Below are 24,982 nucleotides of genomic sequence, written 5' to 3' on the forward strand. Positions count from 1 at the left end.
GTGTATCGAATAATAGATCTTCCCAATGCCTCGTCCCCGCTCTTAACGTCTCGCCATCGATAGTCGAGCGCACGAGGAGAGCAGCGGATGATCGAGGTCGACCTCAATTCGGACCTGGGTGAGGGTTTCGGGCCCTGGACCATCGGCGATGGTGTTGATGCCCAGCTGATGCCCCTGATCAGCAGCGCCAACATTGCCACCGGCTTCCACGCCGGTGACCCCAACATCATGTCCCGCACCGTCGAGCTGGCGAAGCAGCATGGCGTCGGGATCGGGGCTCACCCCGGCTTTCGCGACCTGGTGGGGTTCGGTCGCCGGCACATCGCGGCGCCTGCGACCGAACTGGTCAACGACATGCTCTACCAGCTGGGCGCGCTGCGGGAGTTCGCCCGCCTTCACGGGCTGGCGTTGCAGCACATCAAGCCCCATGGCGCGCTCTACATGCACCTGGCCCGCGACGATGAGGCGGCTCGCCTGTTCGTCGAGACCTTGCAGCGCGTGGACCCGACCCTGTTGCTGTTCTGCATGGACGGTTCGGCCACCTGTCGCTGGGCCGAGGCCCTGGGCCAGCCGGTGGTGCGTGAGTTCTATGCCGACCGCGAGTACGACGTGACCGGCTCCATCGTGTTCATCCGCCGGGTCACCGCGTGGGACCCGGACCAGGTGGCCGAGAAAGTCCTGCGCGCCTGCCGCGAAGGGCAGGTGCGGACGGTGAATGGCCAGGACATCCCGATCCGCTTCGATTCGATCTGCATTCACAGCGACACACCTGGTGCCCTGGCGCTGGTCCAGCGCACCCGGGAGCGCCTGGCCGCTGCCGGGATCGCTGTACGCGCGCCCCGCTGAACCCCTGCCAACGCCTGCCCAGACAATGACGACAAGAGGAAAAGACATGGCTGAACATCAGGTACTTTCGCCGCTTCCCGGCACTTTCTATCGCAAGCCCGCCCCCGATGCCGCCGACTACGTGCGTGTCGGCGAGCGTGTTGACGTGGGCGCCGTGCTGGGGCTGGTGGAGGTGATGAAGCAGTTCTCGGAGCTGACCGCCGAGGTCGCCGGCACGCTCGTCGCCTTTCACGTGGACGACGGTGAGCCGGTAGAGCCTGGCCAGTTGCTGGCCGTGATCCAGAGCGACGACTGAGGAGGCTGGCCGATGACCGGTTCGATCCGAAAATTGCTGGTGGCCAACCGCGGCGAGATTGCCGTGCGCATCATCCGTGCGGCCCAGGGCCTGGGCATTCCCACCGTGGCAGCGTGCAGCGAGGCGGATGTCGATGCCTTGCCGGCCCGGCTGGCCGATGAGGTCCGGGTGATCGGCCCGGCGCGAGCCGACCGCAGTTACCTGAACGGCGAGGCGCTGATCGCGGCGGCCCTGGACAGCGGCGCCGATGCCATCCACCCCGGCTATGGCTTTCTCTCGGAGAACACCGCGTTCGCCCAGGCTGTGGTCGAGGCCGGCCTGGTCTTCGTCGGCCCCGATGCCGCGACGATCCGCCAGATGGGCGACAAGGCCGAGGCCCGGCGCACCGCCAAGGCCGCTGGCGTGCCGGTGGTACCCGGCTCGCCTGGCGAGCTGGACAGCCTCGAGGCGGCGCTCGCGTGCGCCGTCGAGGTGGGTTACCCGTTGCTGATCAAGGCATCGGCCGGTGGCGGCGGGCGAGGCATCCGCATCGCCCACGATGCAGAAGAGCTTGCCCGCGAGTTTCCGCTGGCCCAGCGCGAGGCCCAGGCGGCCTTCGGCTCGGGCGCGGTGTACCTGGAGCGCTTCATCCGCCAGGCGCGGCACATCGAGGTGCAGGTGCTGGGGGATGGTCAGCACGCCGTTCACCTGTTCGAGCGCGAGTGCTCCCTGCAGCGTCGTCGGCAGAAGGTCTTCGAGGAGGCGCCGTCCCCGGCGCTCAGCGAGGCCCAGCGTGCGGCCTTGTGTGAAAGCGCGGTGCGCCTGGCCCGGCAGATCGGCTATCGCGGCGCCGGGACCCTGGAATACCTCTTCGATGCGGTGAGCGGCGAGTTCTTCTTCATCGAGATGAACACCCGCATCCAGGTGGAGCACCCCGTGACCGAGATGGTGACCGGGGTGGACCTGGTGCAGTGGATGCTGCGTATCGCCGGCGGCGAGCCGCTGTCCCTGTCCCAGGAGGAGATCCGCCTGCAGGGCGCCGCCCTGGAGATGCGCATCAATGCCGAAGACCCGGCCCGCAACTTCTTCCCCAGCCCTGGCGTGGTGCAGTCTCTGAGCTGGCCGCAGGGGGAGGGCGTGCGCGTGGACAGCCATCTCTTCGAGGGCTACCGGGTGCCCGCCTACTACGACTCGCTGCTGGCCAAGGTGGTGGTGCAGGGCGCCGACCGCAGCGAGGCGTTCGCCCGTGCCGAGCAGGCGCTGGCGGCGACCCGCCTGACCGGGATGGCCACCACCCTGCCGCTGCATCGCCTGCTGTTGGCGGACGCCGCCGTACGCGACGGGCAGTTCGATACCGGCACCCTGGAACCCTGGCTCGTCGAGCGTGCCGCCCTGCTGGCAGCTGCTGTGGAGGTCCCCCATGAACACTGAAGCCGTGCGCTACAGCTTCGGCGGAGATGAACACCTGTTCGCCGAAGTGTCCGAATCCATGTCCCTGCCGGCATTCTTCCGCGGCATGGCAATCACCCGCGCCCTGGAGCGCGAGGCCCTGCCCGGGGTGCTGGACATCTGCCTGGCCAACGCCTCGTTCCAGGTGCGCTTCAACCCGGATGTGATTGCGCCGGAGGCGCTGCTGGAGCGGGTCCGGCAACTGGAGGCCCAGGCTGTTGCCGAACGCCGCCTGGAGACCCGCATCATCGAGATCCCGGTGCTCTACAACGACCCGTGGACGGCGGAAACCCTCATGCGATTCCGCGATCGCCACCAGGACCCGGCGTCCACCGACCTGGAATACGCCGCGCGCATCAACGGCTATGCCGACGTCCAGGCCTTCATCGAGGCCCACAGCGGCGCGCCCTGGTTCGTCTCCATGGTCGGCTTCGTCGCCGGGCTGCCCTTCATGTACCAGATGGTGGAGCGCGACCGGCAGTTGCAGGTGCCCAAGTACCTGCGCCCGCGCACCGATACGCCCCGGCTCACCCTGGGTCACGGCGGTTGCTTCGGTTGCATCTACTCGGTGCGCGGGGCCGGTGGCTACCAGATGTTCGGCGTGACGCCCGCGCCCATCTACGACCCCGAGCAGCGCCTCGATTACCTGCGGGACTCCATGGTGTTCTTCCGCTCCGGCGACATCGTGCAGTTCAAGGCCATCGACCGCGACGCCTATGACCGGGCGTTGGCCGAGGTCGAGGCAGGAACCTTCAGCCTGCGCATCCGTCCGGTCACCTTCGACCTGGATGCGTTCATCCAGGACCCACGTGCGTGTACCCAGGCCCTGCAGGAGGTGCTCAATGATTAAGGTGCTGAAACCCGGTCTGGCGACATCGGTCCAGGATGCCGGTCGGGAAGGCCATTACCACCTGGGCATTCCACCTTCCGGCGCGCTCGACCAGTTCGCCCTGCGCGCCGCCAACCTGCTGGTGGGCAATGCGCCCACCGCCGCCTTGCTGGAGTGCACCCTGCTGGGGCCTCAACTGGAGTTCCAGCGTGACGCCTTGGTCGCCGTCTGCGGCGCGCGCATGACGCCGCGCCTGGACGGTGAGGAAATGCCCCTGGACGCCGCGTTCCGGGTGCGCGCCGGGCAGGTGCTGGGCTTCGACTACCTGAAGGCGGGGGCGCGGGGGTATCTGGCCATCGAGGGCGGCATTGCGGTGCCCGAGGTGCTCGGCAGCCGGTCCACCTATGGCCTCGGGGCGATTGGCGGCCTCGAAGGGCGGCGCCTGGCAGCCGGTGATCAGCTCCCCCTGGGGCCCGCATCGGGACGTGGGCGCGAGGGCATGGCCCTGCCACGCTCGCTGCAGGACGAGGTCGGTGGCGAGATGACGCTGCGGGTGGTGCCAGGCCTTTATGTGCACCGCCTGACGCCGCAGGCGCTGGAGCAGTTCTTCGCCGACACCTGGACGGTGGGCTCCGAGGCGGATCGCACCGGCTACCGCTTCAAGGGCGGGACGCCGCTGGCGTTCGAGCCGCGCGAGCAGCCGTTCGGTGCCGGGTCCGATCCGTCGAACATCGTCGATGCCTGCTACCCCATCGGCTCCATCCAGGTGCCCGGCGGCCTGGAGCCCATCATCCTGCACCGCGACGCCGTTTCCGGCGGGGGCTATGCCACCATCGGCACGGTCATCAGCCCGGACCTGGATCGCATGGCGCAGATGCAGCCGAACCAGAAGGCGCGCTTCGTCGCCGTCGACCTCGAGGAAGCCCTGGCCATTCGGCGCCAGTACAACCAGCGGTTGGAGCGCTTGCAGCGGTTCTTCCTCGACTGATCCTTACGGCCGTCCTCACCCGTGAACCGCCCCGATCCTTCGAGAGGGGCGGTTTTCTTTTGCTCATAAAATGCTCAACTGTAAACCTGTGTCCCGAATCTGGTTGACAGCGTCGAACCCGAAATTAAGATGCCCCTTAGCCTGAACGCCCGGTCTATCGGCCCGGGCCACTCCGACAAGAGGCGCCATCCAAGCGTCGTAGGAACCCTTCCCATGAGTGCAACCGCCGCCATCGCTACCCGCCACGACTGGACCCTCGCCGAGGTGAAGGCGCTGTTCCAGCAGCCGTTCAACGACCTGCTGTTCCAGGCCCAAACCGTGCACCGCGCGCACTTCGACCCGAACCGCGTTCAGGTCTCCACCCTGCTCTCCATCAAGACCGGCGCCTGCCCGGAAGACTGCAAGTACTGCCCGCAGTCCGGCCACTACAACACCGGCCTGGACAAGGAAAAGCTGATGGAGGTGCAGAAGGTGCTGGAGGCGGCCGCCGAGGCCAAGGCCATCGGCTCGACCCGCTTCTGCATGGGCGCGGCGTGGAAGCACCCCTCGGCCAAGGACATGCCCTACGTGCTGGAGATGGTGAAGGGCGTGAAGAAACTCGGCCTCGAAACCTGCATGACCCTCGGCCGACTGGACCAGGAGCAGACCCAGGCGCTGGCCGATGCCGGCCTGGACTACTACAACCACAACCTCGATACCTCGCCGGAGTTCTACGGCAACATCATCACCACCCGTACCTACGGCGAGCGGCTGCAGACGCTGGCCTACGTGCGCGAAGCGGGGATGAAGATCTGCTCCGGCGGCATCCTCGGCATGGGCGAGTCGCTGGACGATCGCGCCGGCCTGCTGATCCAGCTGGCCAACCTGCCGGAACACCCCGAGTCGGTGCCGATCAACATGCTGGTGAAGGTCAAGGGCACGCCTCTGGCCGAGGAACAGGACGTCGACCCGTTCGACTTCATCCGAACCCTGGCGGTGGCGCGGATCATGATGCCCCAGTCCCACGTGCGGCTGTCCGCCGGGCGTGAGCAGATGAACGACCAGATGCAGGCCCTGGCCTTCATGGCCGGCGCCAACTCGATCTTCTACGGCGAGAAGCTGCTGACCACCGCCAACCCCCAGGCGGACAAGGACATGCAGCTGTTCGCCCGCCTCGGCATCAAGCCCGAGGAGCGCGAGGAACACGCCGACGAGGTGCACCAGGCCGCCATCGAGCAGGCCCTGGTGGAGCAGCGCGACTCGCAGCTGTTCTACAACGCTGCCTCGGCCTGACGTTCGCCCGGTGGCGGGTGCTTGCGCCCGCCACCCCATTCCCCGTAAGGCAGGTGCGCCGCCGTAGGTCGCCTGCCCGCTGCCGGTGAGCCATTGCGATGCCTTTCGATCTCGCCTCCCGCCTTGCCGCCCGCCATGCGGAAAACCTCTACCGCCAACGTCCGCTGCTGGAAACGCCCCAGGGGCCCGAGGTGGTGGTGGATGGCCGGCCGATGCTGGCCTTCTGTTCCAACGACTACCTGGGCCTGGCCGACCACCCCGAGGTGAAGGCCGCCTTCATGCGCGGTGTCGAGCGCTGGGGCGCGGGCGGCGGCGCCTCGCACCTGGTGATCGGCCACAGCGGCCCGCACCACGATCTGGAACTGGCCCTGGCCGAGTTCACCGGGCGGCCACGGGCGCTGCTGTTCTCCACCGGCTACATGGCCAACCTGGGCGCCGTGACCGCGTTGGTGGGCAAGGGCGACACCGTGCTGGAGGACCGCCTCAACCACGCGTCGCTGCTGGACGCCGGGCTGCTCTCCGGGGCGCGCTTCTCCCGCTACCTGCACAACGACGTCGCCAGCCTGGAAGGCCGGCTGGACAAGGCCGAGGGCAACACCCTGGTGGTGACCGACGGCGTGTTCAGCATGGACGGTGACCTGGCCGACCTGCCCGGCCTGTGTGCCGCGGCCCGCGCCCGGGGCGCCTGGGTGATGGTGGACGACGCCCACGGCTTCGGGCCTCTTGGCGCCCAGGGCGGCGGCATCGTCGAGCACTTCGGCCTGGGCCTGGAGGACGTGCCCGTGCTGGTGGGCACCCTGGGCAAGGGCTTCGGCACCGCCGGTGCCTTCGTGGCCGGCAGCGACGACCTGATCGAGAGCCTGATCCAGTTCGCCCGGCCCTACATCTACACCACCAGCCAGCCGCCGGCGGTGGCCTGCGCGACCCTGAAGAGCCTGGAACTGCTGCAGCGCGAGCATTGGCGCCGCGAGCAGCTGGATGCGCTGATCCGCCGCTTCCGCGAGGGCGCCGCCGAGATCGGCCTGGACCTGATGGATAGCCCCACGCCGATCCAGCCGATCCTGGTGGGTGACAGCGCCTGTGCGCTGCGGCTGTCGGCCCTGCTGCGCGAGCGCGGGCTGCTGGTCGGGGCGATCCGCCCGCCCACGGTGCCGGTCGGTGCCGCGCGCCTGCGGGTGACGCTCAGTGCCGCCCACAGCGAGGCGCAGGTGGAACGACTGCTGGTGGCGTTGTCCGAAAGCTGGAAGCTGCTGGCCGAAGAAGGACAACCCGATGCGTGACCGACTGATTCTCATCCCCGGCTGGGCCCTGGGCTCGGCTGCACTCGAACCCCTGCGCGACGCCCTGGCCGAGCGCGCCCCGCACCTGGCGGTGCAGATCCAGCCGTTGCCGGAACTGGACGACCCGGCCGCCTGGCTCGACGAGCTGGATGCGCGCCTGCCCGGTGACAGCTGGTTGGCGGGCTGGTCCCTGGGCGGCATGCTGGCCGCCGAACTGGCCGCGCGGCGGGATACGCACTGCCGGGGCCTGATCGGGCTGGCCGCCAATGCCTGCTTCCGCGCCCGCGACGATTGGCCGAGCGCCATGCGCGCCGATGTGTTCGGCGACTTCCAGGAAGCTTTCGGGCTCGACCCGGAGCTGACCCTCAAGCGCTTCCGCCTGCTGGTCAGCCAGGGCGCGCGGGACCCGCGCACTTTGGCGCGGCAGCTGCAGGTGACGCAGCCGGCCACCGAGCCGACGATCCTCGCGGCCGGCCTGCAGCTGCTGGCCGAGCTGGATACCCGCGTGGCCCTGGGCCGCTTCACCGGGCCGCAGCTGCACCTGTTCGCCGGGCGCGACACCCTGGTGCCCGCCTCGGCGGCCGATGCCCTGCTGGAGGAGTTGCCGGACGTGGAGGTGTCGGTGATCCCCGAGGCCAGCCACGGTTTGCCGGTGGAGTGCGCGGATGCCGTTGCGGCGGCGATGCTGGCGTTCATGTTCGAAGGTGACGATGTCTGAATTCCCCGTACCACCCGTGCCCGGCCTGCCGGACAAGCGCCAGGTGGCGGCGTCCTTCTCCCGCGCCGCCGCCAGCTACGACGCTGTGGCCGGCCTGCAGCGCCAGGTCGGTGCCGACCTGCTGGCGAGCCTGCCGGATGGCTTTGAACCGCAGCGCTGGCTCGACCTGGGCTGCGGGACGGGGCACTTCTCCCGCCAATTGGCGGAGCGCTTCCCCCGTGCCCTGGGCCTGGCCCTGGACCTGGCCGAGGGCATGCTCCAGCACGCTCGCCCGTTGGGCGGGGCGGCGCATTTCATCGCCGGTGACGCCGAGCACCTGCCGTTGGCCGACGCCAGCCTGGACCTGGTGTTCAGCAGCCTCGCCGTGCAGTGGTGCGAGGACTTCCCGGCGGTGCTGGCGGAGGCACGGCGGGTGCTTCGCCCCGGTGGCCTGCTGGTGTTCAGCAGCCTCTGCGTCGGCACCTTGCAGGAGTTGCGCGATAGCTGGCGCGAGGTGGACGGTTTCACCCACGTGAACCGCTTCCGCGCCTTCACCCACTACCAGGCGCTGTGCGCCGACAGCGGGTTGCAGGTGCTGCAACTGGAGCGCCGCCCCCACGTGCTGCACTTCCCCGACCTGCGCCAGCTGACCCACGAGCTGAAGGCGCTGGGGGCTCACAACCTCAACCCCGGGCGCCCCGGCGGCCTGACCGGGCGAGCCCGCATGCGGGCGCTGGTCGATGCCTACGAACAGCGGCGCGAGGCCCTGGGGTTGCCGGCGACCTACCAGGTCGTCCATGGCCTGCTACGCAAGGAGACCTGAATGGGCGCTGCCTTTTTCGTCACCGGGACCGACACCGAGATCGGCAAGACCACCATCGCCTGTGGCCTGCTCCAGGCCGCCCGCAATGCCGGGCTGAGCACCGCCGCCGCCAAGCCGGTGGCTTCAGGCTGCGAGCGGACCGCCGAGGGGCTGCGCAACAGCGATGCCCTCAGCCTGCTGGCGGGCTGCAGCCTGCCGCTGCGTTATGAGGAGGTGAATCCCTTCGCCTTCGAACCGGCCATCGCACCGCATCTGGCGGCACGTGAGGCGGGGGTGCAGCTGGATGTCGAAGCGCTGGCAGGGCCGGTCAACGCGGTGCTGGCGCGCAACGCCGACTTCACTTTGGTGGAGGGGGCCGGTGGCTGGCGCGTGCCCCTGGCGGGTGGAGAGAACCTCTCTGACCTGGCGGTGCGCCTGGGCCTGCCGGTCATCCTGGTGGTGGGCGTGCGCCTGGGGTGCATCAACCACGCCGTACTGAGTGCCGAGGCGATCCAGCGGGACGGCCTGGTGCTGGCGGGCTGGGTGGCCAACATCGTCGACCCGGCCACTTCGCGGCTGGAGGAAAACCTCGCAACCCTCGCCGAGCGCCTGCCGGCGCCGTGCCTTGGGCGCGTGCCGCGCCTTGAGGTGCCGTCAGCCGAGGCCGTCGCCGCGCATCTGGACCTGCATCCGCTGAAGCTGCCGCTATAAGCCGTCGGTCGTCCATCGCGTTTTGTTTGTACGTTTTTTAAGCGGCATCTGCTTCAATTACGACGTGGTTCCCCTGGTTCGAGGTTGACGATGGAAATCTCAGGCAGTGCATTCAGCTACGGGCTCAACGCCCTGCAGTCCGGTCAGCAGCGTATCAACAAGGCCGCGTCGGATATCGCCAGCGCGCCGGTCCAGCGTTCGACCGATGCCCAGGCTGCGCGTACCGATGGTGATTCGGATGACCGCAGCAACGCCGACCTGGCTTCCAACCTGGTGGACCTGGACGTCGGCAAGTACCAGGCCCTGGCAGGTGCCAAGGTCGTGAAAACAGCCGACGACGTGCTCGGCACGCTGGTCGACACCAAGGCCTGATCCCCGCTCTCTCTCCCATCTTCGCGGCAGAGGCCGGTGAGCGGGCTCAGGCGCGGAGGGCCTTATGCGGATCGGCAGTCTCGCTCTCGATCCCCTCGTCAGCATCACGCGCTCCCGTCCGTCGGCAGCGGCGGCGGGTGGTTCCTCATCGACTGCCCTCGAAACCCCCGGCCGTTCTTCTGGCACTTCTTCACGTTCGTCTGAGCAGGGTTCATCCAGCAAAAGCACTGAGCTGAGCCAGGAAGACCAGCAGCGCGTCGCCGAGCTGGTCAGTACCGATCGCAAGGTCCGTGCCCACGAGCAGGCACATGCCTCGGTTGGTGGCCGCTATGCCAGCGCCCCCAGCTATGACTTCGAACGCGGCCCCGACGGCCTCGACTATGCGGTCAGTGGTGAGGTCAGCATCGATGCCAGCCCGGTGGCCAATGACCCCGAGGCCACCCTCGTCAAGATGGATATCGTGCAGCGCGCGGCTCTCGCACCTGCCGACCCGTCCGCACAGGACCGCCAGGTGGCGGCACGGGCTGCCGGCCATGCCGCCGAGGCTCGGGTTGAACTCGCCCGGCTGCGCCTGGAAGAGGCAAATGGTGGGCGCGATGCCAACGCGACGCAGCCCTCCAGCACGGCCAATGCCCCCAGCGACCTGAGTCTCTACGCACAAATTGCCCAACCGGAACAGGCACCGCCCCTGCTGGATACCCGCGCCTGACGGCACCGCGTGGATGCTTGACAAGGGTCTGTGCGAAACGTATGTTTCAAACACCTGTTTGATTGCGGGCGGCACCCTGCAGCCGGCAACGACTACCGTGAAGTTGTAAGCGACCGATTCACCGGTCACCTAACTAGGAACCACCGTAGAGGTTTACCGCTATGCCTGATTACAAGGCCCCCTTGCGTGATATCCGCTTCGTTCGCGATGAACTGCTTGGCTACGAAGCGCACTATCAGAGCCTGCCTGGCTGCCAGGACGCCACCCCGGACATGGTCGACGCCATCCTCGAGGAAGGCGCCAAGTTCTGTGAGCAGGTGATCGCTCCGCTGAACCGCGTCGGTGATACCGAAGGCTGCACCTGGTCCGCCGAGGGCGTTAAGACCCCGACCGGTTTCAAGGAAGCCTACAAGCAGTTCGTCGAAGGCGGCTGGCCGAGCCTGGCCCACAACGTCGAGCACGGTGGCCAAGGCCTGCCGGAGTCCCTGGGCCTGGCCATCAGCGAGATGGTCGGTGAAGCCAACTGGGCGTGGGGCATGTACCCCGGCCTGTCCCACGGCGCGATGAACACCATCGAGCAGCACGGCACCGACGAGCAGAAGCATACCTACCTGACCAAGCTGGTTTCCGGTGAGTGGACCGGCACCATGTGCCTGACCGAGCCGCACTGCGGCACCGACCTGGGCATGCTGCGCACCAAGGCCGAGCCCCAGGCCGATGGCACCTACAAGGTGTCCGGCACCAAGATCTTCATCTCCGCTGGCGAACACGACATGGCCGACAACATCGTCCACATCGTGCTGGCCCGCCTGCCCGATGCCCCTGCGGGCACCAAGGGCATCTCCCTGTTCATCGTGCCGAAGTTCATGCCGACCGCCGAAGGCGGCGTCGGTGCGCGCAACGCCGTGACCTGTGGCTCCATCGAGCACAAGATGGGCATCCACGGCAACGCCACCTGCGTGATGAACTTCGACGGCGCCACCGGCTTCCTGATCGGCCCGGCGAACAAGGGCCTGAACTGCATGTTCACCTTCATGAACACCGCTCGCCTGGGGACCGCGCTGCAAGGCCTGGCCCACGCCGAGATCGGTTTCCAGGGTGGCATCAAGTACGCCCGCGAGCGTCTGCAGATGCGTTCCCTGACCGGCCCGAAAGCGCCGGACAAGGCCGCTGACCCGATCATCGTCCACCCGGACGTGCGTCGCATGCTGCTGACCATGAAGGCCTTCGCCGAAGGCAACCGCGCCATGGTGTACTTCACCGCCAAGCAGGTGGACATCGTCAAGTACAGCCAGGACGAGGAAGAGAAGAAAGCCGCTGATTCCCTGCTGGCCTTCCTGACCCCCATCGCCAAGGCCTTCATGACCGAAGTCGGCTTCGAAGCCGCCTCCCACGGCATGCAGATCTACGGTGGCCACGGCTTCATCAGCGAGTGGGGCATGGAGCAGAACCTGCGTGACTGCCGCATCTCCATGATGTACGAGGGCACCACCGGCGTTCAGGCACTCGACCTGCTGGGCCGCAAGATCCTCATGACCCAGGGCGAAGCGCTGAAGGGCTTCACCAAGATCGTCCACAAGTTCTGCCAGGCCAACGAGAGCAACGAAGCCGTCAAGGAATTCGTCGAGCCGCTGGCCAAGCTGAACAAGGAGTGGGGCGAGGTCACCATGAAGGTCGGCATGGCCGCCATGAAGGACCGCGAGGAAGTCGGTGCCGCCTCGGTGGACTACCTGATGTACTCCGGCTACGCCTGCCTGGCCTACTTCTGGGCCGACATGGCTCGCCTGGCTGCCGAGAAGCTGGCTGCCGGCGAAGGCGACGCCGCCTTCTACAAGGCCAAGCTGCAGACCGCGCGCTTCTACTTCAAGCGCATCCTGCCGCGTACCCGCACCCACGTGGAAACCATGCTGTCCGGCGCCAGCAACCTCATGGACCTGGCCGAAGAAGACTTCGCCCTGGGCTACTGAGTTCTGCGCGTCTAGAAGGAGCCCGCCTTTCGGCGGGCTTCTTCATTTCCGGTCCCCTGCCGGGCACCGTGCGTCGTCCGGCTGAGTGCCAGTGATCGGCGGAAGTGCCATCATATGGCCTGCTTTCCAACCTGTCGGACCCAGACGCGTGCGGACACTCCCGTCATTCCGCTTCAGCCATTTCCTGCCGCCGCTGGCCCTGGTGCTCGGCGGTGCGGTGGCGGGGACCCTGGCGGACATGAACGAGTTCTTCGTCTCCCTGTTCAACGTCCTGCCCACCCTGCTGCTGTTGCTCGGTGGCTCGTTCTGCGCCGCCTATGGGCGCCTTCGCCAGCTCTTCCTGCTGGCCTCGATCTACATCGGCTACTACCTGCTGGACACCCAGGTCGACTACTTCCAGGCCGAGCGCGTGGTGCGGGAGGATGCGGCCCTGGTCTTCCACCTCACCAGCCTGGTGCTGCCGCTGCTGTTCGGCCTGTTCGGCTGCTGGCAGGAGCGCACCCACCTGCTGCAGGACTTCGTCGCCCGCAGCGCCGTCCTGCTGGCCACCCTCGGCGTGGTCATGGCCTTGGGGCGGAGCTACCCCGAGGCGATGCTGGCCTTCGTCACCCCTGTGCGCTGGCCGCTGCTGCACGGCAGCTGGATGAGCCTGGTGCAGCTCTCCTACTTCGCCTTCGTCATCGCCCTGCTGGCCCTCGGCATCGCCTACCTGCGCCAGCCCCGGCCGCAGCATGCCGCCCAGGTGATCGCCCTGGCGGGGCTCTGGTGGATGCTGCCGAAGGTGTTCATCCTGCCCCACGCCCTGCATGCGATGACCAGCCTGACCATGCTCGCCCTGACCGCCTCGGTGGCCCACGAGGCCTACCAGATGGCCTTCCGCGACGAACTGACCGGCCTGCCGGGGCGTCGCGCGCTCAACGAACGGCTGCAGCGGCTGGGGCGCAACTACGTGCTGGCCATGACCGACGTGGACCACTTCAAGAAGTTCAACGACACCTACGGCCACGACGTCGGCGACCAGGTGCTGCGCATGGTCGCCAGCCAACTGCGGCGGGTCGGCGGGGGCGGCAAGGCCTACCGCTACGGCGGCGAGGAATTCACCATTGTCTTCGCCGGCAAGAGCATGGAGGAATGCCAGCCCCACCTGGAGGCCGTGCGCGAGGCCATCGAGCGTTATGCCCTGCACCTGCGTGACCGCGACAGCCGGCCGAAGAACGACCAGCAGGGCCGTGCCAAGCGCGGTGCGGCAGCGGCCCAGAGTGTCTCGGTGACCATCAGCATCGGCGTGGCCGAACGCGACGCCGAGCAACGCACCCCGGAAGAGGTGATCAAGGCCGCCGACCAGGCGCTTTACAGCGCCAAGAGCGCCGGGCGCAACCGCGTCTTCCTCCACGGCCAGGCGCGTCGGGGCGCCGTGCGGGTACGCCAGCCAGCCACCTGAACGGCCGGTTATGGCGCTGCATTCAGCGCCCGCAGCGTCGTTGTCGAGGGGGCGCCCAGCCATTAGGGTCCGCAGGATTGGCGCCGAGCCTGGCGCAGCCAAGGAGACCCTGCCATGCCCGAGTACAAGGCCCCCCTGCGCGACATGCGCTTCCTCACCGACGAGCTGTTCGACTTCCCCGCCACCTACACCGCCATCGGCGCCAGCGATGCCAGCCCCGACATGGTCGCCGCGATCCTCGAAGAGGGCGCCAAGTTCTGCGAGCAGGTGCTCTCGCCGCTGAACCGTTCCGGTGACGAAGAGGAATGCCAGTGGAAGGATGGCGTGGTCACCACGCCCAAGGGCTTCAAGGAAGCCTTCGCCCAGTACGTCGAGGGCGGTTGGAACGGTCTCTCCGCCGATCCCACCTACGGTGGCCAGGGCCTGCCGCACTCCCTCGGGCTGATCGTCAGCGAGATGGTCGCCTCCGCCAACCAGTCCTGGGCCATGTATCCCGGCCTGACCCATGGCGCCATGTCCGCCATCCATGCCCACGGCAGTGAAGAACAGAAACAGACCTACCTGACCCGCCTCACCGAAGGCCGCTGGACCGGCACCATGTGCCTCACCGAGCCCCACTGCGGCACCGACCTCGGCATCATCAAGACCCGCGCCGTGCCCCAGGCCGATGGCAGCTATGCCATCTCCGGCACCAAGATCTTCATCTCCGCCGGCGAGCACGACATGAGCGAGAACATCGTTCACCTCGTCCTGGCCAAGCTGCCCGACGCCCCCGCCGGCACCAAGGGCATCTCCCTGTTCATCGTGCCCAAGTTCCTGCCTCAAGGAGACGGCATCGGCGAGCGCAACGCCGTGTCCTGCGGCTCCATCGAACACAAGATGGGCATCAAGGCCTCCGCCACCTGCGTGATGAACTTCGACAGCGCCACCGGCTTCCTCATCGGCGAGGCCAACAAGGGCCTGAACTGCATGTTCACCATGATGAACCACGCCCGACTGGGCACCGGCATGCAGGGCCTCTGCCTCGGCGAGGCCAGCTACCAGGGCGCCGTGCGCTACGCCACCGAGCGCCTGCAGATGCGCGCCCTGACCGGGCCCAAGGCGCCGGACAAGCCCGCCGACCCGATCATCGTCCACCCGGACGTACGCCGCATGCTGCTGACCATGCGCGCCTTCAACGAGGGCAACCGCGCCCTGGCCTACTTCACGGCCCAGCAACTGGACATCGCCCACGGCGCCGAAAGCGCCGAAGAGCGCGAGCAGGCCGAGAACCTGCTGGCCTTCCTCACCCCCATCTGCAAGGCCTTCATGACCGAGACCGGCCTCGAAGTCACCAACCTCGGCATGCAGGTGTTCGGCGGTCACGGCTACATCCGCGAGTGGGGCATGGAGCAACTGGTGCGCGACTGCCGCATCGCCCCCATCTACGAGGGCACCAACGGCATCCAGGCCCTCGACCTGCTGGGTCGCAAGGTCCTGGGCAGCCAGGGCAAGCTGCTGATGGGCTTCACCAAGCGTGTCCACCAGTTCTGCCAGGCCCAGGCCGAGCACCCGCAACTCAAGGTCCAGGTGGCGCAACTGGCCGACCTCAATCGCCAATGGGGCGAACTGACCCAACGCATCGGCATGGCGGCGATGAAGAACCCCGACGAAGTCGGCGCCGCCTCCGTGGACTACCTGATGTACAGCGGCTACATCGTGCTGGCCTACTTCTGGCTGCAGATGGCGGTGGTCGCTCGCCAGCAGCTGGACGCCGGTACTGGCGAAGCCGCCTTCTACGAAGCGAAGCTGCTCACCTGCGACTTCTACTTCAAGCGCCTGCTGCCCCGCACCGCCGCCCACAAGGCCGCCGCGGAAGCCGGCAGCGACTGCCTGATGGCCCTCTCCGCCGAGCAGTTCGCCCTCTGACGGCCTATCGTCAGAACGACCGGGCCCGCCACGTGCGGGCCTTTTCACAAGGGTCAAGTTGTGTGACTCGTGCATTTTATTCGGTCACACACTGACCCTATGTGTCTGTCGAGTTGTTCGGATACACTGCCGGCCTGTTCCGTGAAACCGGCCTGACCGGCCACCTGAGAGTTCCTGCGAGGTTTGCACATGGCTGACTACAAAGCGCCCCTGCGCGATATGCGCTTCGTCCTCAATGAAGTCTTCGACGTCGCCAAGCTCTGGTCCGAAATGCCAGCCCTGGCCGAGGTGGTCGATGCCGATACCGCGTCGGCGATCCTGGAAGAGGCCGGCAAGGTCACCAGCGGCGTCATCGCACCGCTGAACCGTTCCGGCGACGAAGAAGGTTGCCAGTGGAACGACGGCCGCGTGAGCACCCCGGCCGGCTTCCCCGAGGCCTACCGCACCTACGCCGAAGGCGGCTGGGTCGGCGTCGGTGGCGACCCGGTGTTCGGCGGCATGGGCATGCCCAAGGTCATCTCCGCCCAGGTGGAAGAGATGGTGAACTCCGCCAACCTGTCCTTCGGCCTCTACCCGATGCTGACCGCCGGTGCCTGCCTCTCCATCAACGCCCACGCCAGCGAAGAGCTGAAGCAGAAGTACCTGCCGAACATGTACGCCGGCACCTGGGCAGGCTCCATGTGCCTCACCGAGCCCCATGCCGGAACCGACCTCGGCATCATCCGCACCAAGGCCGAACCCCAGGCCGACGGCAGCTTCAAGATCACCGGCACCAAGATCTTCATCACCGGTGGCGAGCACGACCTGACCGAGAACATCATCCACCTGGTGCTCGCCAAGCTCCCCGACGCACCGGCCGGTCCCAAGGGCATCTCCCTGTTCCTGGTGCCCAAGGTGCTGGTGAACGAAGATGGCTCCCTGGGCGAGAAGAACAGCCTGTCCTGCGGCTCCATCGAGCACAAGATGGGTATCAAGGCCTCCGCCACCTGCGTGATGAACTTCGACGGCGCCACCGGCTGGATCGTCGATGCACCGAACAAGGGCCTGGCCGCGATGTTCACCATGATGAACTACGAGCGCCTGGGCGTCGGCATCCAGGGCCTGGCCACCGGCGAGCGTTCCTACCAGAGCGCCATCGAGTACGCCCGCGAGCGTATCCAGAGCCGCGCCCCGACCGGCCCGGTCGCCAAGGACAAGGCCGCCGACCCGATCATCGTCCACCCGGACGTGCGCCGCATGCTGCTGACCATGAAGGCCTTCAACGAAGGCGGCCGTGCATTCTCCAGCTACGTGGCCCTGCAACTGGACACCGCCAAGTACAGCGAGGACCCGGTGGTGCGCAAGCGCGCCGAGGAGTTGGTCGCTCTGCTCACCCCGGTGGCCAAGGCCTTCCTGACCGACCTCGGCCTGGAAACCACCGTCCACGGCCAGCAGGTCTTCGGCGGCCACGGCTTCATTCGCGAATGGGGTCAGGAGCAACTGGTACGCGACTGCCGCATCACCCAGATCTATGAAGGCACCAACGGCATCCAGGCCCTGGACCTCGCCGGCCGCAAGGTGGTGGGTAGCGGCGGCGCGTTCTACAAGCACTTCGCCGACGAGGTGAAGGCCTTCGCCAGCGGCGCTTCGGCCGAGCTGGCCGAGTTCACCGAGCCGCTGAAGGCTGCCGTTGCCAACCTGGACGACCTCACCGCCTGGCTGCTGAAGCGTGCCAAGGCCAACCCCAACGAGATCGGCGCCGCCTCCGTGGAGTACCTCCAGGTCTTCGGCTATACCGCCTATGCCTACATGTGGGCACTGATGGCCCGCGCCTCCCTCGGCAAGGAAGGCCAGGACGAGTTCTACGCCAGCAAGCTCGGCACCGCGCGCTTCTACTTCGCCCGCCTGCTGCCGCGCATCCACTCCCTGACCGCCTCGGTCAAGGCCGGCAGCGACTCGCTCTACCTGCTGGACGCCGCGCAGTTCTAAGGCGCAGCGTGAATGAAGAAGCCCCGCCTTGGCGGGGCTTTTTCATATCCGCGCCAAGGGGCGCCTGATCCATTCCGGCAGCAACGGTCCCCGGCGCCGGAAGGCCGCCTCCAGCTCCTCCAGCCCAATGCAGCGCGCCGTGGCCGTCGGTGCCAGGGCGGCCCGCAAGGCGCGCCCGGCTCTCAGGGGCAAGGCACCGGGTGCTTCCAGTCGCCGGTGGCGGTGCTGCTCCAGGGCCTGGCGGGCGTCCAGCCGGCCATAGGGGTGGCGCCCCGTCGCCAGTTCGTAGAGCACGCAGGCCAGTGCGTAGAGGTCACTGGCGGGGCTCGGCCTGTCGCCGTCGAGCAGCTCCAGGGCGGCGTAGCGGGGCGTCCAGGCGCCGATCCGTTCCCGGGCCAGGGTGGGCAGGCCGCCGTCGGCGTGGGCCAGGCCGAAGTCGAACAATCGTGGCCCCGCGTCGGTGAGTATCACGTTGCTCGGCTTCAGGTCGCCGTGCACCACACCGCAGCGGTGAGCGTGGGCGACGGCGCCGAGCAGCGGCACTGCGATCTCCCGCAGCTCCGACCAAGGCAGCCCGGTCGGACGGTCGCAGAGCAGGTGATCCAGGGGTAGCCCTTTGAGCAGCTCCTGGGTGATGAAGGCACGCCGGCAGGCGGTGTCCACCTCGAAGGCATGCAGGCGGACGATGGCCGGATGACGCAGGCGTACCGCCAGGGCGTACTCGCTGTAGAGCAGCGCGCTGGCATCGGGGATGGTGGCGAACTCCTCGTTCAGCAGCTTCACCGCCACCCAGGGCGACGGTTCGCCGAACTGTTCCCACAGCAGGTCCCGTGCCCGGTGCACCGAGCCCATGCCGCCGATGCCCAGCAGGCGCTCCAGGCGGTAGCGTCCGTTGAGCACGGTCGGCAGTTCGCCGAGGTCGGCCGCCGGCGCGCTGCTGGCACAGGCGAAACTCTCGTGCGATGCCGGCGTGGTAGGTGGACGTGGCTTGCGGCGGCGTCTGGCTTTGCTCATCGGCGCGCCACCACGGCGGTGAGGTTGTCCGGGGCCGCCCCCTGCAGGGCCTGCTCGAAGAGCTGCTCCAGGGTGGCGATAGGCGAGGCGAGGCTGAGTGCCTGGCTCAGGGCCACCTCGTCCAGCTCGCGGTACAGCCCGTCGCTGCAGAGCAGGAAGGTGTCGCCGGGGTGCAGTTCCAGTTCCAGCACATCCAGGGCGAAGTCGCCGTCACCGCCCAGGGCGCGGGTCAGGGCATGGGCGGAGGGGTGGCGGCCGGCCTGCTCCGGGCTCATGCCCCGGTCCTCGATCAGCTCCCGCAGCAGCGAGTGGTCGCGGGTGAGCTGGTAGAGGCAGCCCCAGCGCCACAGGTAGCAGCGGCTGTCCCCGGCCCACACGCAGGCGGCGCGGCTGCCCTCCACCAGCAGGGCGGCCACCGTGCTGCCCATGATCCGCCGCTGGCCGTCGGTGACGGTGAGTTCGTCTGCCAGCCTGCGGTTCAGCCAGTGCAGGTGGCGGCGCAGGTGCTGCAAGCGGTTGGCGAAGTCCCCTGTGGCAGGCAGCTCGGCCAGGCTTTCCACCACCAGGCGGCTGGCGCGGTCACCGGCGTGGTGGCCGCCCATGCCGTCGGCCACCACCCACAGGCCCTGGCCCGGGTTGTCCAGGAAGGCGTCCTCGTTGCGCGCCCGCACCTTGCCAGGGTGGGTGCGGGCGGCGCTGGTCCAGGCGGCGCCCGGCATCAGAGGCTCACCGGCAGGCGGAAGGCACGCAGCATGCCGAGGTCGAAGGGGTTCGGCGAACGCTGGCTCTGCACCAGGTAGTGAGCCCGCAGGCCGTCGACTTCCGCCTTGAGCATCAGCACGTCGCGGCCGCTGTGGTATTCGGCCTGCATCTGATCGAACAGGCGGAACAGCGACCAGGGGCCGGTGTTGCGCTCGACGCCGATGCGACGCCCGCTGAGCTCCTCCAGCACCAGGCTGCTGCGCCCTTCCTCGGCCTCCGTGGGCCACTTGAAGGACATGGGCACGATGGGCCCATGGCGGTACTCCATCAGCCGGTCGCCGAAGCGGAACTCCGCACGGCTCAGGGCCGGGTCGATGGAGTAGGGCTCCAGGCGGAAGCGCACCTGCGGCTCGTTGGGGTTGTCGGCGAAGAAGCTCAGGCGGATGGCCTGGGCGTTGGCCATCTGGTCGAGGAAGCCACGGGCGATGGGCAGGCTGCCGCCGTCCACCGAGCGCACGCGGTACTCGCCGGGCGTGCCGATCACGAAGGGCTTGAGGTAGGTGTCGAAGAAGCGCTCCGCCAGGCCCTGGGTCTTGAAGAACTCGCGGAAGTCGCTCAGCGCGACGTCGCTGTGGCTGCGCGGGTTGAACGGGTAGCGCTTGTCCAGGGCCTTCAGGTAGAAGCCGTACAACTCGCTCTGGTAGCGCTGGTTGAGGTACTGGTGGGCACCGCTGAGGATCAGGTGCCAGCTTTCCCCCGCCATCATCGCCAGCCAGCCGCCGATCGGCTGGGGCAGCCGTGAGGCGCTGCTGCGCAGGTTGGCCAGGGCGTCGCTCTGGCCGCCCATGCGGTTGCGCGCGAGGTCGAAGGCGGCCTGCTCCGGCTGGCTGGAGCGGGCCAGCGTGGCCAATTGCAGCTGCAGTTCGTTGAGCGCACGCATGACCGGGACCAGGTCGGCTGCGGCGCCGCCATTGTCGTCCAGCAGCAGGTGCAGGGCTTCGAAGCGGCGCTCCATGGTCAGCCGCGCAGTGTCCGGCAGGTTGCTGGCCAGGGCATCCCGGGCTTTCTCCGCGACGGCGGCGACCTTGCCCAGAGCGCCATCGGCCTTGGCGCCTTCGGCGGGTGCCTCGGGGGTGGCGTCGGCGATGCCCGGCAGGCGGGTGTGCTCGCGCACCTCCACCAGCAATTGCAGCAGCGGCGAGTTGGCTGCGGTCAGCCCGGCCAGTTGCTCGGCACCCTGGTAGGTGTCCAGCAGGGGCTCCAGCTTCAGGCGGTTGATCGCCTCGCTCCAGTGGTTGGCGTAGTCGCGGAAGTACAGCTGCTGCAGCTCGACCATCAGGCGGCCGAGGTCCTGCACGCTGAGGTTGCCGCCTTCGCCCATCACCCAGTTGTCCCGCAGCAGCTCACGCACGGTGGGCAGGCCCTTGGCGGAGAAGAACTGCTGGTAGCCCTGGCGGGTGTAGAAGCCCGGGATGCGGTAGTCGGTGCCGGAGAACAGCGCGCCCTGTGGCCCCAGGCGCTGGGCGAAGCTGTACTCCGGCAGGCTGCGGGCCTGGTCGCGGAGTACTCGGTAGACCACGGCGGCCAGGGATTCGCTGCGCAGGCGCTGGCGGGCCTGGGCCACCAGGGGCTCGTTCAGCGGGTGGACGAAGGGGCGCGCCAGCAGGCGGTCGAGGTGCTCGGTCAGCGCGGCCTGGGTTGCGGCATCGCCGCCGTAGCGCAGCGACCATTCGGCCTGCAGCTGGCTCTTGAGGAAGGCCGCGTCGCGCCGTTCCGGCAGGTTCAGCATGAGGTAGGCGCGCAGGCTGGCCAGCAGGCGCTCGCGGTTGCCCAGGCTGGCGCGTACCTGGCCCTCCAGGCTGGTGGCGATGCGCGGCAGCAACTGCTGCTCCAGGGCGCGGCCGTAGGCGTCGTCGAGCACGGGCTGGCTGCGTCCGCCCTGGTAGAGGCCGTTGTGCTCCAGCAGTGAACGCTCGGCGGCGCTGGGGAATACGCGGGTGGCGGCGAAGCTGTGGTCCAGCAGCGTGAGGGCTGCGCGGGCGTCTTCGCGAGGGTCGAGCAGGGCCTGTTGGGTCTCGATCACCCGACCATGGTCGCGCACGGCTTCCAGGCGCTGGTGGTTGCTGCTGAAGCCCGCCGCCCAGGCCAGGCCGAACAGCGCCACGCAGCCGAACGCGCCGGCGTAGAGCCCGCGCTGACCCCAATCGATGCGGCGCTTTTCGCGTGGATCGAGCCCGGCCAGGTCGGCCTCCGGGAAGATCACCTGGCTGAACAGCTGGTGGATGAAGCGCGCACGCCCCCCGCGCAGGGTGGGCAGGGCACTGCTGCGCAGGCCCAGGTTGGCGCCGACCCGGGCGGTGCTTTCGTCCAGCTCCTGGAGCAGGTGCGGCGCGCTGGTGAAGTAGAAACCGCGCAGCAGGCTGGCGCGCTGGTAGCGGTTGCCGGTGAAGGCCATGTCGATGAACACGCACAGCGGTTCGCCGATCCGCCCGAGCTGGGTGGGGAAGTCGAGGATGCGCCCCCGCCGGCCGGTGTCCCGCTCCTGGTGCATGCGGGTGATGACCTGGCTGGTGAGGCGCCGCAGCAGGGCTTCGAACTCCTGGCGCACCACCTGGCCGCTGGTGCCGTTCTGCCCCTCGCGGAAGGTGGCGCCGAGGACCTGGTCGCTCTCCTCGCGGGACAGGTGATCGAAGAACTCGTCGAAGCCGGGCAGGGTATCGGCCTTGCCGAGGACCAGGTAGACGGGCACTTCCGCATGCAGGCGCTGGTGGATCTCCTGCAGGCGCTTGCGGACCTGCCGCGCCAGGGCGTCCAGGGCCTGCTCATCGCCGCTCGCCAGCAGGTCGAGGGGCAGGTTGACGATCACGCCATTGAGCGGGCGGGTGCGACGGCGCTTGCGCAGCAGGGCCAGCAGGCTGTTCCAGGCGCCGCCGTCCACCTCCGGATCACCCTGGGTGAGGTAGCGCCCGGGGCTGTCGATCAGCACGCCCTGCTCGGCGAAGTACCACTCGCAATAGCGGGTGCCGTGGGTGTCGCGGGTGAGGGTGCGGTCGTTCTGGTTGAGCGGCAGGTCCAGCCCGGAGAAGTCCAGCAGGGTGGTCTTGCCGCTGCCCTGGGGGCCCAGCACCAGGTACCAGGGCAGGTCCCGGCGGCGCTGTTCGCCCTGGCCCTTGTACAGGCTGGAGCGCTGCACGGTGCGCAGTGCGTCCTTGAAGCGGGCGGCGAGTTCGCGCTGTTCCTCGCTGGCCTCCTCCTCACGGCGCAGTTGCTCCTGGCCGTCTTCGGTGGCCTGTTGCGCCTCGCGCTTGCGGTTACCTCGCCAGGTGCTGAAGACGATGAACAGCCCCCAGCCGAGGAACAGTACGGCGATGCTCAGCAACCGGCTGCCGGCGTCTTCCCACGGCTTGTGGTCGGCGATGCCGAGCAACGGGCCGGCGAACCACACCAGCAGGGCCAGCATCAGCACCAGCAGCAGGCTCCAGACCCAGGTCCGGCGCAGCACGGCGCCGAGCTTCTTGAAGAAATCTTTCATGACACGGTCCCTGTGTTACGGCGTGAGGTCCAGTGGGCCGGAGGCGGCCGGGAGGAAGGGCTGCAGCACGGCTTCGCGCTGATCGTCGAGCACCCAGGCGAAGCCGGCGTAGATGGCCAGCAGGCAGGCCAGGGTGAGGGCTGCCACCAGCCAGGCCGGGACGCTGCGTACCAGGCCGCGCCCGGGCTCCTGCAGGCCCTGCCATTGGGGCGACAGCTCGCGGGGCACGTCGCCGCGCAGGTGGCGGATCTGCCGGTAGAGGCTGTCGCGGATGGCCTCCAGTTCGAGCATGCCGCGGGCCGCCACCCGGTACTTGCCCTCGAAGCCCAGGGCCAGGCAGAGGTACATCAGCTCCAGCATGGCCAGGTGCTTGACCGGGTTGCGGGTCAGGCGGTCCAGCAACTGGAAGAACTTCTCGCCGCCGAAGGTTTCGTTGTGGAACTGGCTGAGCAGGCTCATCTGTGCCCAGGTGCTCTGGTCGCCCCAGGCAGTGGTGACCACGGCTTCATCCAGCACGGTGCAGAGCACGTAGCGGGCGGCCATCACATCGCCGTTCTCCAGGCCTTCCTGCAGGGCGTGCTGCTCGAACTGGCGGACGCCGTCGGCCAGCGCCTGGTTGAGGACGGCGAGGTCCTCCCCCTGCTGGCTGTGCTTGAGCCGCACGATCTCCGACAGCAGGCTGGCGGCGGCGGAGACCAGCGGGTTGAGGCTGATGTTGAAGGCCTCGGCCGGTCGCAGCCGGGCGGCATGCACCATGCGGCTTTCCAGCTGTTCGAGGCGCGGGGCGTCGGCCAGGTCGGTGAGGGGGCCGCGATGGGGGGCGTCGCTGCGGCGGTCGAGCAGGACGGTGCGGTCGTCCTGTGGATAGTCCATTTCCTTGTGCATGCGCTCAGTTCCTGATGGCCCAGAACTTCAGGTCCAACCCGGCGAATTCGCCGGATACGTGGAAGGCGAAGCCGCCGGAACGCTCCAGCTGGCTGCGCTCCTCCGCGGTGATTTCCAGGACGAAGTAGGTCTTGTTGGCGTGGAAGGGGATCTGCCGGGGTGCCACGGGCAGCGGGCGCACGCGGATGCCGGGCAGGTGCAGGTTGACCAGTTGGCGGATCTGCTCCACCGCGCCGGCCTTGAGGTGCGAGGGCAGGTTCTGGCGCAGTTCCTCGGGCTCGCATTGCGCGCTGGCGGCGAGCACGAAGGAGGAGGTGGAGAGCAGCGTGTGGTCCTTCAGCGGCGACACGAGGATGCCGTACTGGCGCTGCTGCAGGGCCAGTTCGATGGCGTGCTGCTCCAGCACCATGGACAGCGCCTGGCGCAGGGCATCCATCAGGGCGCGGAAGCTGGCGCCCTGGTCGTTGTGCTGGTAGCGGCTGTCGAGGCGGGCACGCTTGCTGTCGCTGGAGAAGGTGGTGATTTCGCCCAGCATGGCCAGCAGGGTGCGGTACAGCTCCTCCGGGTGCACGTGCTCCTGGTCGAGGTAGTGCCGGAGCAGCAGGTCGGTGCGGTTGATCAGCTGCAGCATCATGAAGTCACCGACCTCGGCACCGGCCACCTGGCCGTTGGAGCGTATGCGCTCGGCGAGGGTGTCGCCCCGGTGGCCGAGCATGCCGATGACTTCCTTCAGGCAGGACAGCAGGTAGGCGGAACCGGTCAGGTGCAGGTGGCTGGGGATGAAGGCTGGGTCCAGGGTGATGCGCCCTTCCGGGGAGGTGTCGAGCACGTCGCAGAGCTTCAGCCGTACGTAGGCTTCGTCGTTGCGCTGCTCGCCGAGGAGCAGGCGGAAGTCGGGGCGGGCGCAGGTGATCTGGGTGCTGGAGTCCTCGCCGGCGTTGGAGTCGGCCACGTCGAGGTCATGGCCGGTGTAGCGCGCCAGCACGTCGGCCTGGTCGCTGCGGCGGGCCTCGATGTGGTTGCCGGTGACCAGGGGCAGGGCCAGGTACACCGGGGTCTGGTTGGTGTTGGGCGGGATGTCCAGTGCCAGCGGTTCGCTGCGGCTGCGCAGGTCGAACAGGCTGCCGTCGGGCATCACGCCGGCGGCCTGGCTCAGCACCAGCTTGCCGGTGGCGAGGAACTGCGGGTCGATCTCCAGGTGGAAGAAGCCCCAGCAGTAGCGGCTGAGCAGGCGTGTGCGCTGGCGGATCTGGTTGTCGTGGTAGCGGTCGTTCTGCTGGAAATGCTGGGGGCGCAGGAGCATGCCTTCGCGCCAGATGACCTTGTGGGTGTGCAT

The 24,982-nt window shown here is 68.2% G+C and carries 21 protein-coding genes; 16 read left to right on the forward strand and 5 right to left on the reverse strand.

Annotated elements, in window-relative coordinates; translation table 11 throughout:
• Positions 1–87 precede the first annotated feature (87 nt).
• The 16 genes from PotMrB4_RS02615 (at position 88) to PotMrB4_RS02690 (ending at position 17,513) form a co-directional block, all read left to right on the forward strand.
• Entirely contained in the window at positions 88–846 is a 759-nt protein-coding gene (locus PotMrB4_RS02615; protein ID WP_172432428.1) for a 5-oxoprolinase subunit PxpA, read from the forward strand.
• A 46-nt stretch (positions 847–892) separates the two neighbouring features.
• Positions 893–1,141 carry an acetyl-CoA carboxylase gene (locus PotMrB4_RS02620; protein ID WP_044411900.1) on the forward strand — a complete coding sequence of 83 codons (249 nt, stop codon included), beginning with the start codon at positions 893–895 and terminating at the stop codon, positions 1,139–1,141.
• A 12-nt stretch (positions 1,142–1,153) separates the two neighbouring features.
• Positions 1,154–2,551, forward strand: coding sequence for an acetyl-CoA carboxylase biotin carboxylase subunit (locus tag PotMrB4_RS02625; RefSeq protein WP_172432429.1), 1,398 nt, complete (start codon positions 1,154–1,156; stop codon positions 2,549–2,551).
• Positions 2,541–3,419 (forward strand): 5-oxoprolinase subunit B family protein, encoded by an 879-nt coding sequence (locus PotMrB4_RS02630; RefSeq protein WP_172432430.1) that lies wholly within the window; start codon positions 2,541–2,543, stop codon positions 3,417–3,419. The genes PotMrB4_RS02625 and PotMrB4_RS02630 overlap by 11 nt, the downstream gene beginning before the upstream one ends.
• A complete protein-coding gene (locus PotMrB4_RS02635) occupies positions 3,412–4,386 on the forward strand; it encodes a 5-oxoprolinase subunit C family protein (RefSeq protein WP_142012664.1) in 975 nt (324 codons plus the stop codon). Before PotMrB4_RS02630 ends, PotMrB4_RS02635 begins: the two co-directional genes overlap by 8 nt.
• Positions 4,387–4,599: 213 nt before the next feature.
• A complete protein-coding gene (bioB, locus tag PotMrB4_RS02640) occupies positions 4,600–5,658 on the forward strand; it encodes a biotin synthase BioB (RefSeq protein ID WP_172432431.1) in 1,059 nt (352 codons plus the stop codon).
• Positions 5,659–5,756: 98 nt separating this feature from the next.
• A complete protein-coding gene (gene bioF / locus PotMrB4_RS02645) occupies positions 5,757–6,938 on the forward strand; it encodes an 8-amino-7-oxononanoate synthase (RefSeq protein ID WP_172432432.1) in 1,182 nt (393 codons plus the stop codon).
• Positions 6,931–7,656, forward strand: a complete 726-nt coding sequence (locus tag PotMrB4_RS02650; protein ID WP_172432433.1) for an alpha/beta fold hydrolase — start codon at positions 6,931–6,933, stop codon at positions 7,654–7,656. The genes bioF and PotMrB4_RS02650 overlap by 8 nt, the downstream gene beginning before the upstream one ends.
• The gene (gene bioC / locus PotMrB4_RS02655; protein ID WP_172432434.1) at positions 7,649–8,458 is read left to right on the forward strand and encodes a malonyl-ACP O-methyltransferase BioC; all 810 of its coding nucleotides are present in this window, start codon (positions 7,649–7,651) and stop codon (positions 8,456–8,458) included. Before PotMrB4_RS02650 ends, bioC begins: the two co-directional genes overlap by 8 nt.
• Positions 8,459–9,148, forward strand: a complete 690-nt coding sequence (gene bioD, locus PotMrB4_RS02660) for a dethiobiotin synthase (protein WP_172432435.1) — start codon at positions 8,459–8,461, stop codon at positions 9,146–9,148. It begins immediately after the preceding gene.
• A 90-nt stretch (positions 9,149–9,238) separates the two neighbouring features.
• Positions 9,239–9,520, forward strand: coding sequence for a hypothetical protein (locus tag PotMrB4_RS02665; protein WP_172432436.1), 282 nt, complete (start codon positions 9,239–9,241; stop codon positions 9,518–9,520).
• Between the two features lie 64 nt (positions 9,521–9,584).
• Positions 9,585–10,229 (forward strand): putative metalloprotease CJM1_0395 family protein, encoded by a 645-nt coding sequence (locus tag PotMrB4_RS02670; protein ID WP_172432437.1) that lies wholly within the window; start codon positions 9,585–9,587, stop codon positions 10,227–10,229.
• 161 nt (positions 10,230–10,390) lie between these two features.
• Entirely contained in the window at positions 10,391–12,196 is a 1,806-nt protein-coding gene (locus PotMrB4_RS02675; RefSeq protein ID WP_044411932.1) for a phenylacyl-CoA dehydrogenase, read from the forward strand.
• A gap of 148 nt (positions 12,197–12,344) precedes the next feature.
• Positions 12,345–13,637, forward strand: a complete 1,293-nt coding sequence (locus PotMrB4_RS02680; protein ID WP_232060786.1) for a GGDEF domain-containing protein — start codon at positions 12,345–12,347, stop codon at positions 13,635–13,637.
• A gap of 114 nt (positions 13,638–13,751) precedes the next feature.
• A complete protein-coding gene (locus PotMrB4_RS02685; protein WP_172432438.1) occupies positions 13,752–15,545 on the forward strand; it encodes an acyl-CoA dehydrogenase C-terminal domain-containing protein in 1,794 nt (597 codons plus the stop codon).
• A gap of 189 nt (positions 15,546–15,734) precedes the next feature.
• Positions 15,735–17,513, forward strand: a complete 1,779-nt coding sequence (locus PotMrB4_RS02690) for an acyl-CoA dehydrogenase C-terminal domain-containing protein (protein ID WP_172432439.1) — start codon at positions 15,735–15,737, stop codon at positions 17,511–17,513.
• Between the two features lie 42 nt (positions 17,514–17,555).
• Here PotMrB4_RS02690 and PotMrB4_RS02695 read toward each other — a convergent pair whose 3' ends face one another.
• Genes PotMrB4_RS02695 through tssK form a run of 5 tightly spaced genes read right to left on the reverse strand, consistent with a single transcriptional unit; the run spans position 17,556 to position 24,982 of the window.
• Positions 17,556–18,527, reverse strand: a complete 972-nt coding sequence (locus PotMrB4_RS02695) for a serine/threonine-protein kinase (protein WP_172432440.1) — start codon at positions 18,525–18,527, stop codon at positions 17,556–17,558.
• Positions 18,524–19,249, reverse strand: a complete 726-nt coding sequence (locus PotMrB4_RS02700) for a PP2C family protein-serine/threonine phosphatase (RefSeq protein WP_232060831.1) — start codon at positions 19,247–19,249, stop codon at positions 18,524–18,526. The genes PotMrB4_RS02695 and PotMrB4_RS02700 overlap by 4 nt, the downstream gene beginning before the upstream one ends.
• Positions 19,246–22,761 carry a type VI secretion system membrane subunit TssM gene (tssM, locus tag PotMrB4_RS02705; RefSeq protein ID WP_172432442.1) on the reverse strand — a complete coding sequence of 1,172 codons (3,516 nt, stop codon included), beginning with the start codon at positions 22,759–22,761 and terminating at the stop codon, positions 19,246–19,248. The genes PotMrB4_RS02700 and tssM overlap by 4 nt, the downstream gene beginning before the upstream one ends.
• Positions 22,762–22,776: 15 nt before the next feature.
• Entirely contained in the window at positions 22,777–23,646 is an 870-nt protein-coding gene (icmH, locus tag PotMrB4_RS02710) for a type IVB secretion system protein IcmH/DotU (protein WP_044411949.1), read from the reverse strand.
• Between the two features lie 4 nt (positions 23,647–23,650).
• On the reverse strand, positions 23,651–24,982 hold the full coding sequence (tssK, locus tag PotMrB4_RS02715) for a type VI secretion system baseplate subunit TssK (protein ID WP_172432443.1): 1,332 nt from the start codon (positions 24,980–24,982) through the stop codon (positions 23,651–23,653).

Source organism: Metapseudomonas otitidis, from assembly GCF_011397855.1.
GTDB lineage: Bacteria > Pseudomonadota > Gammaproteobacteria > Pseudomonadales > Pseudomonadaceae > Metapseudomonas > Metapseudomonas otitidis.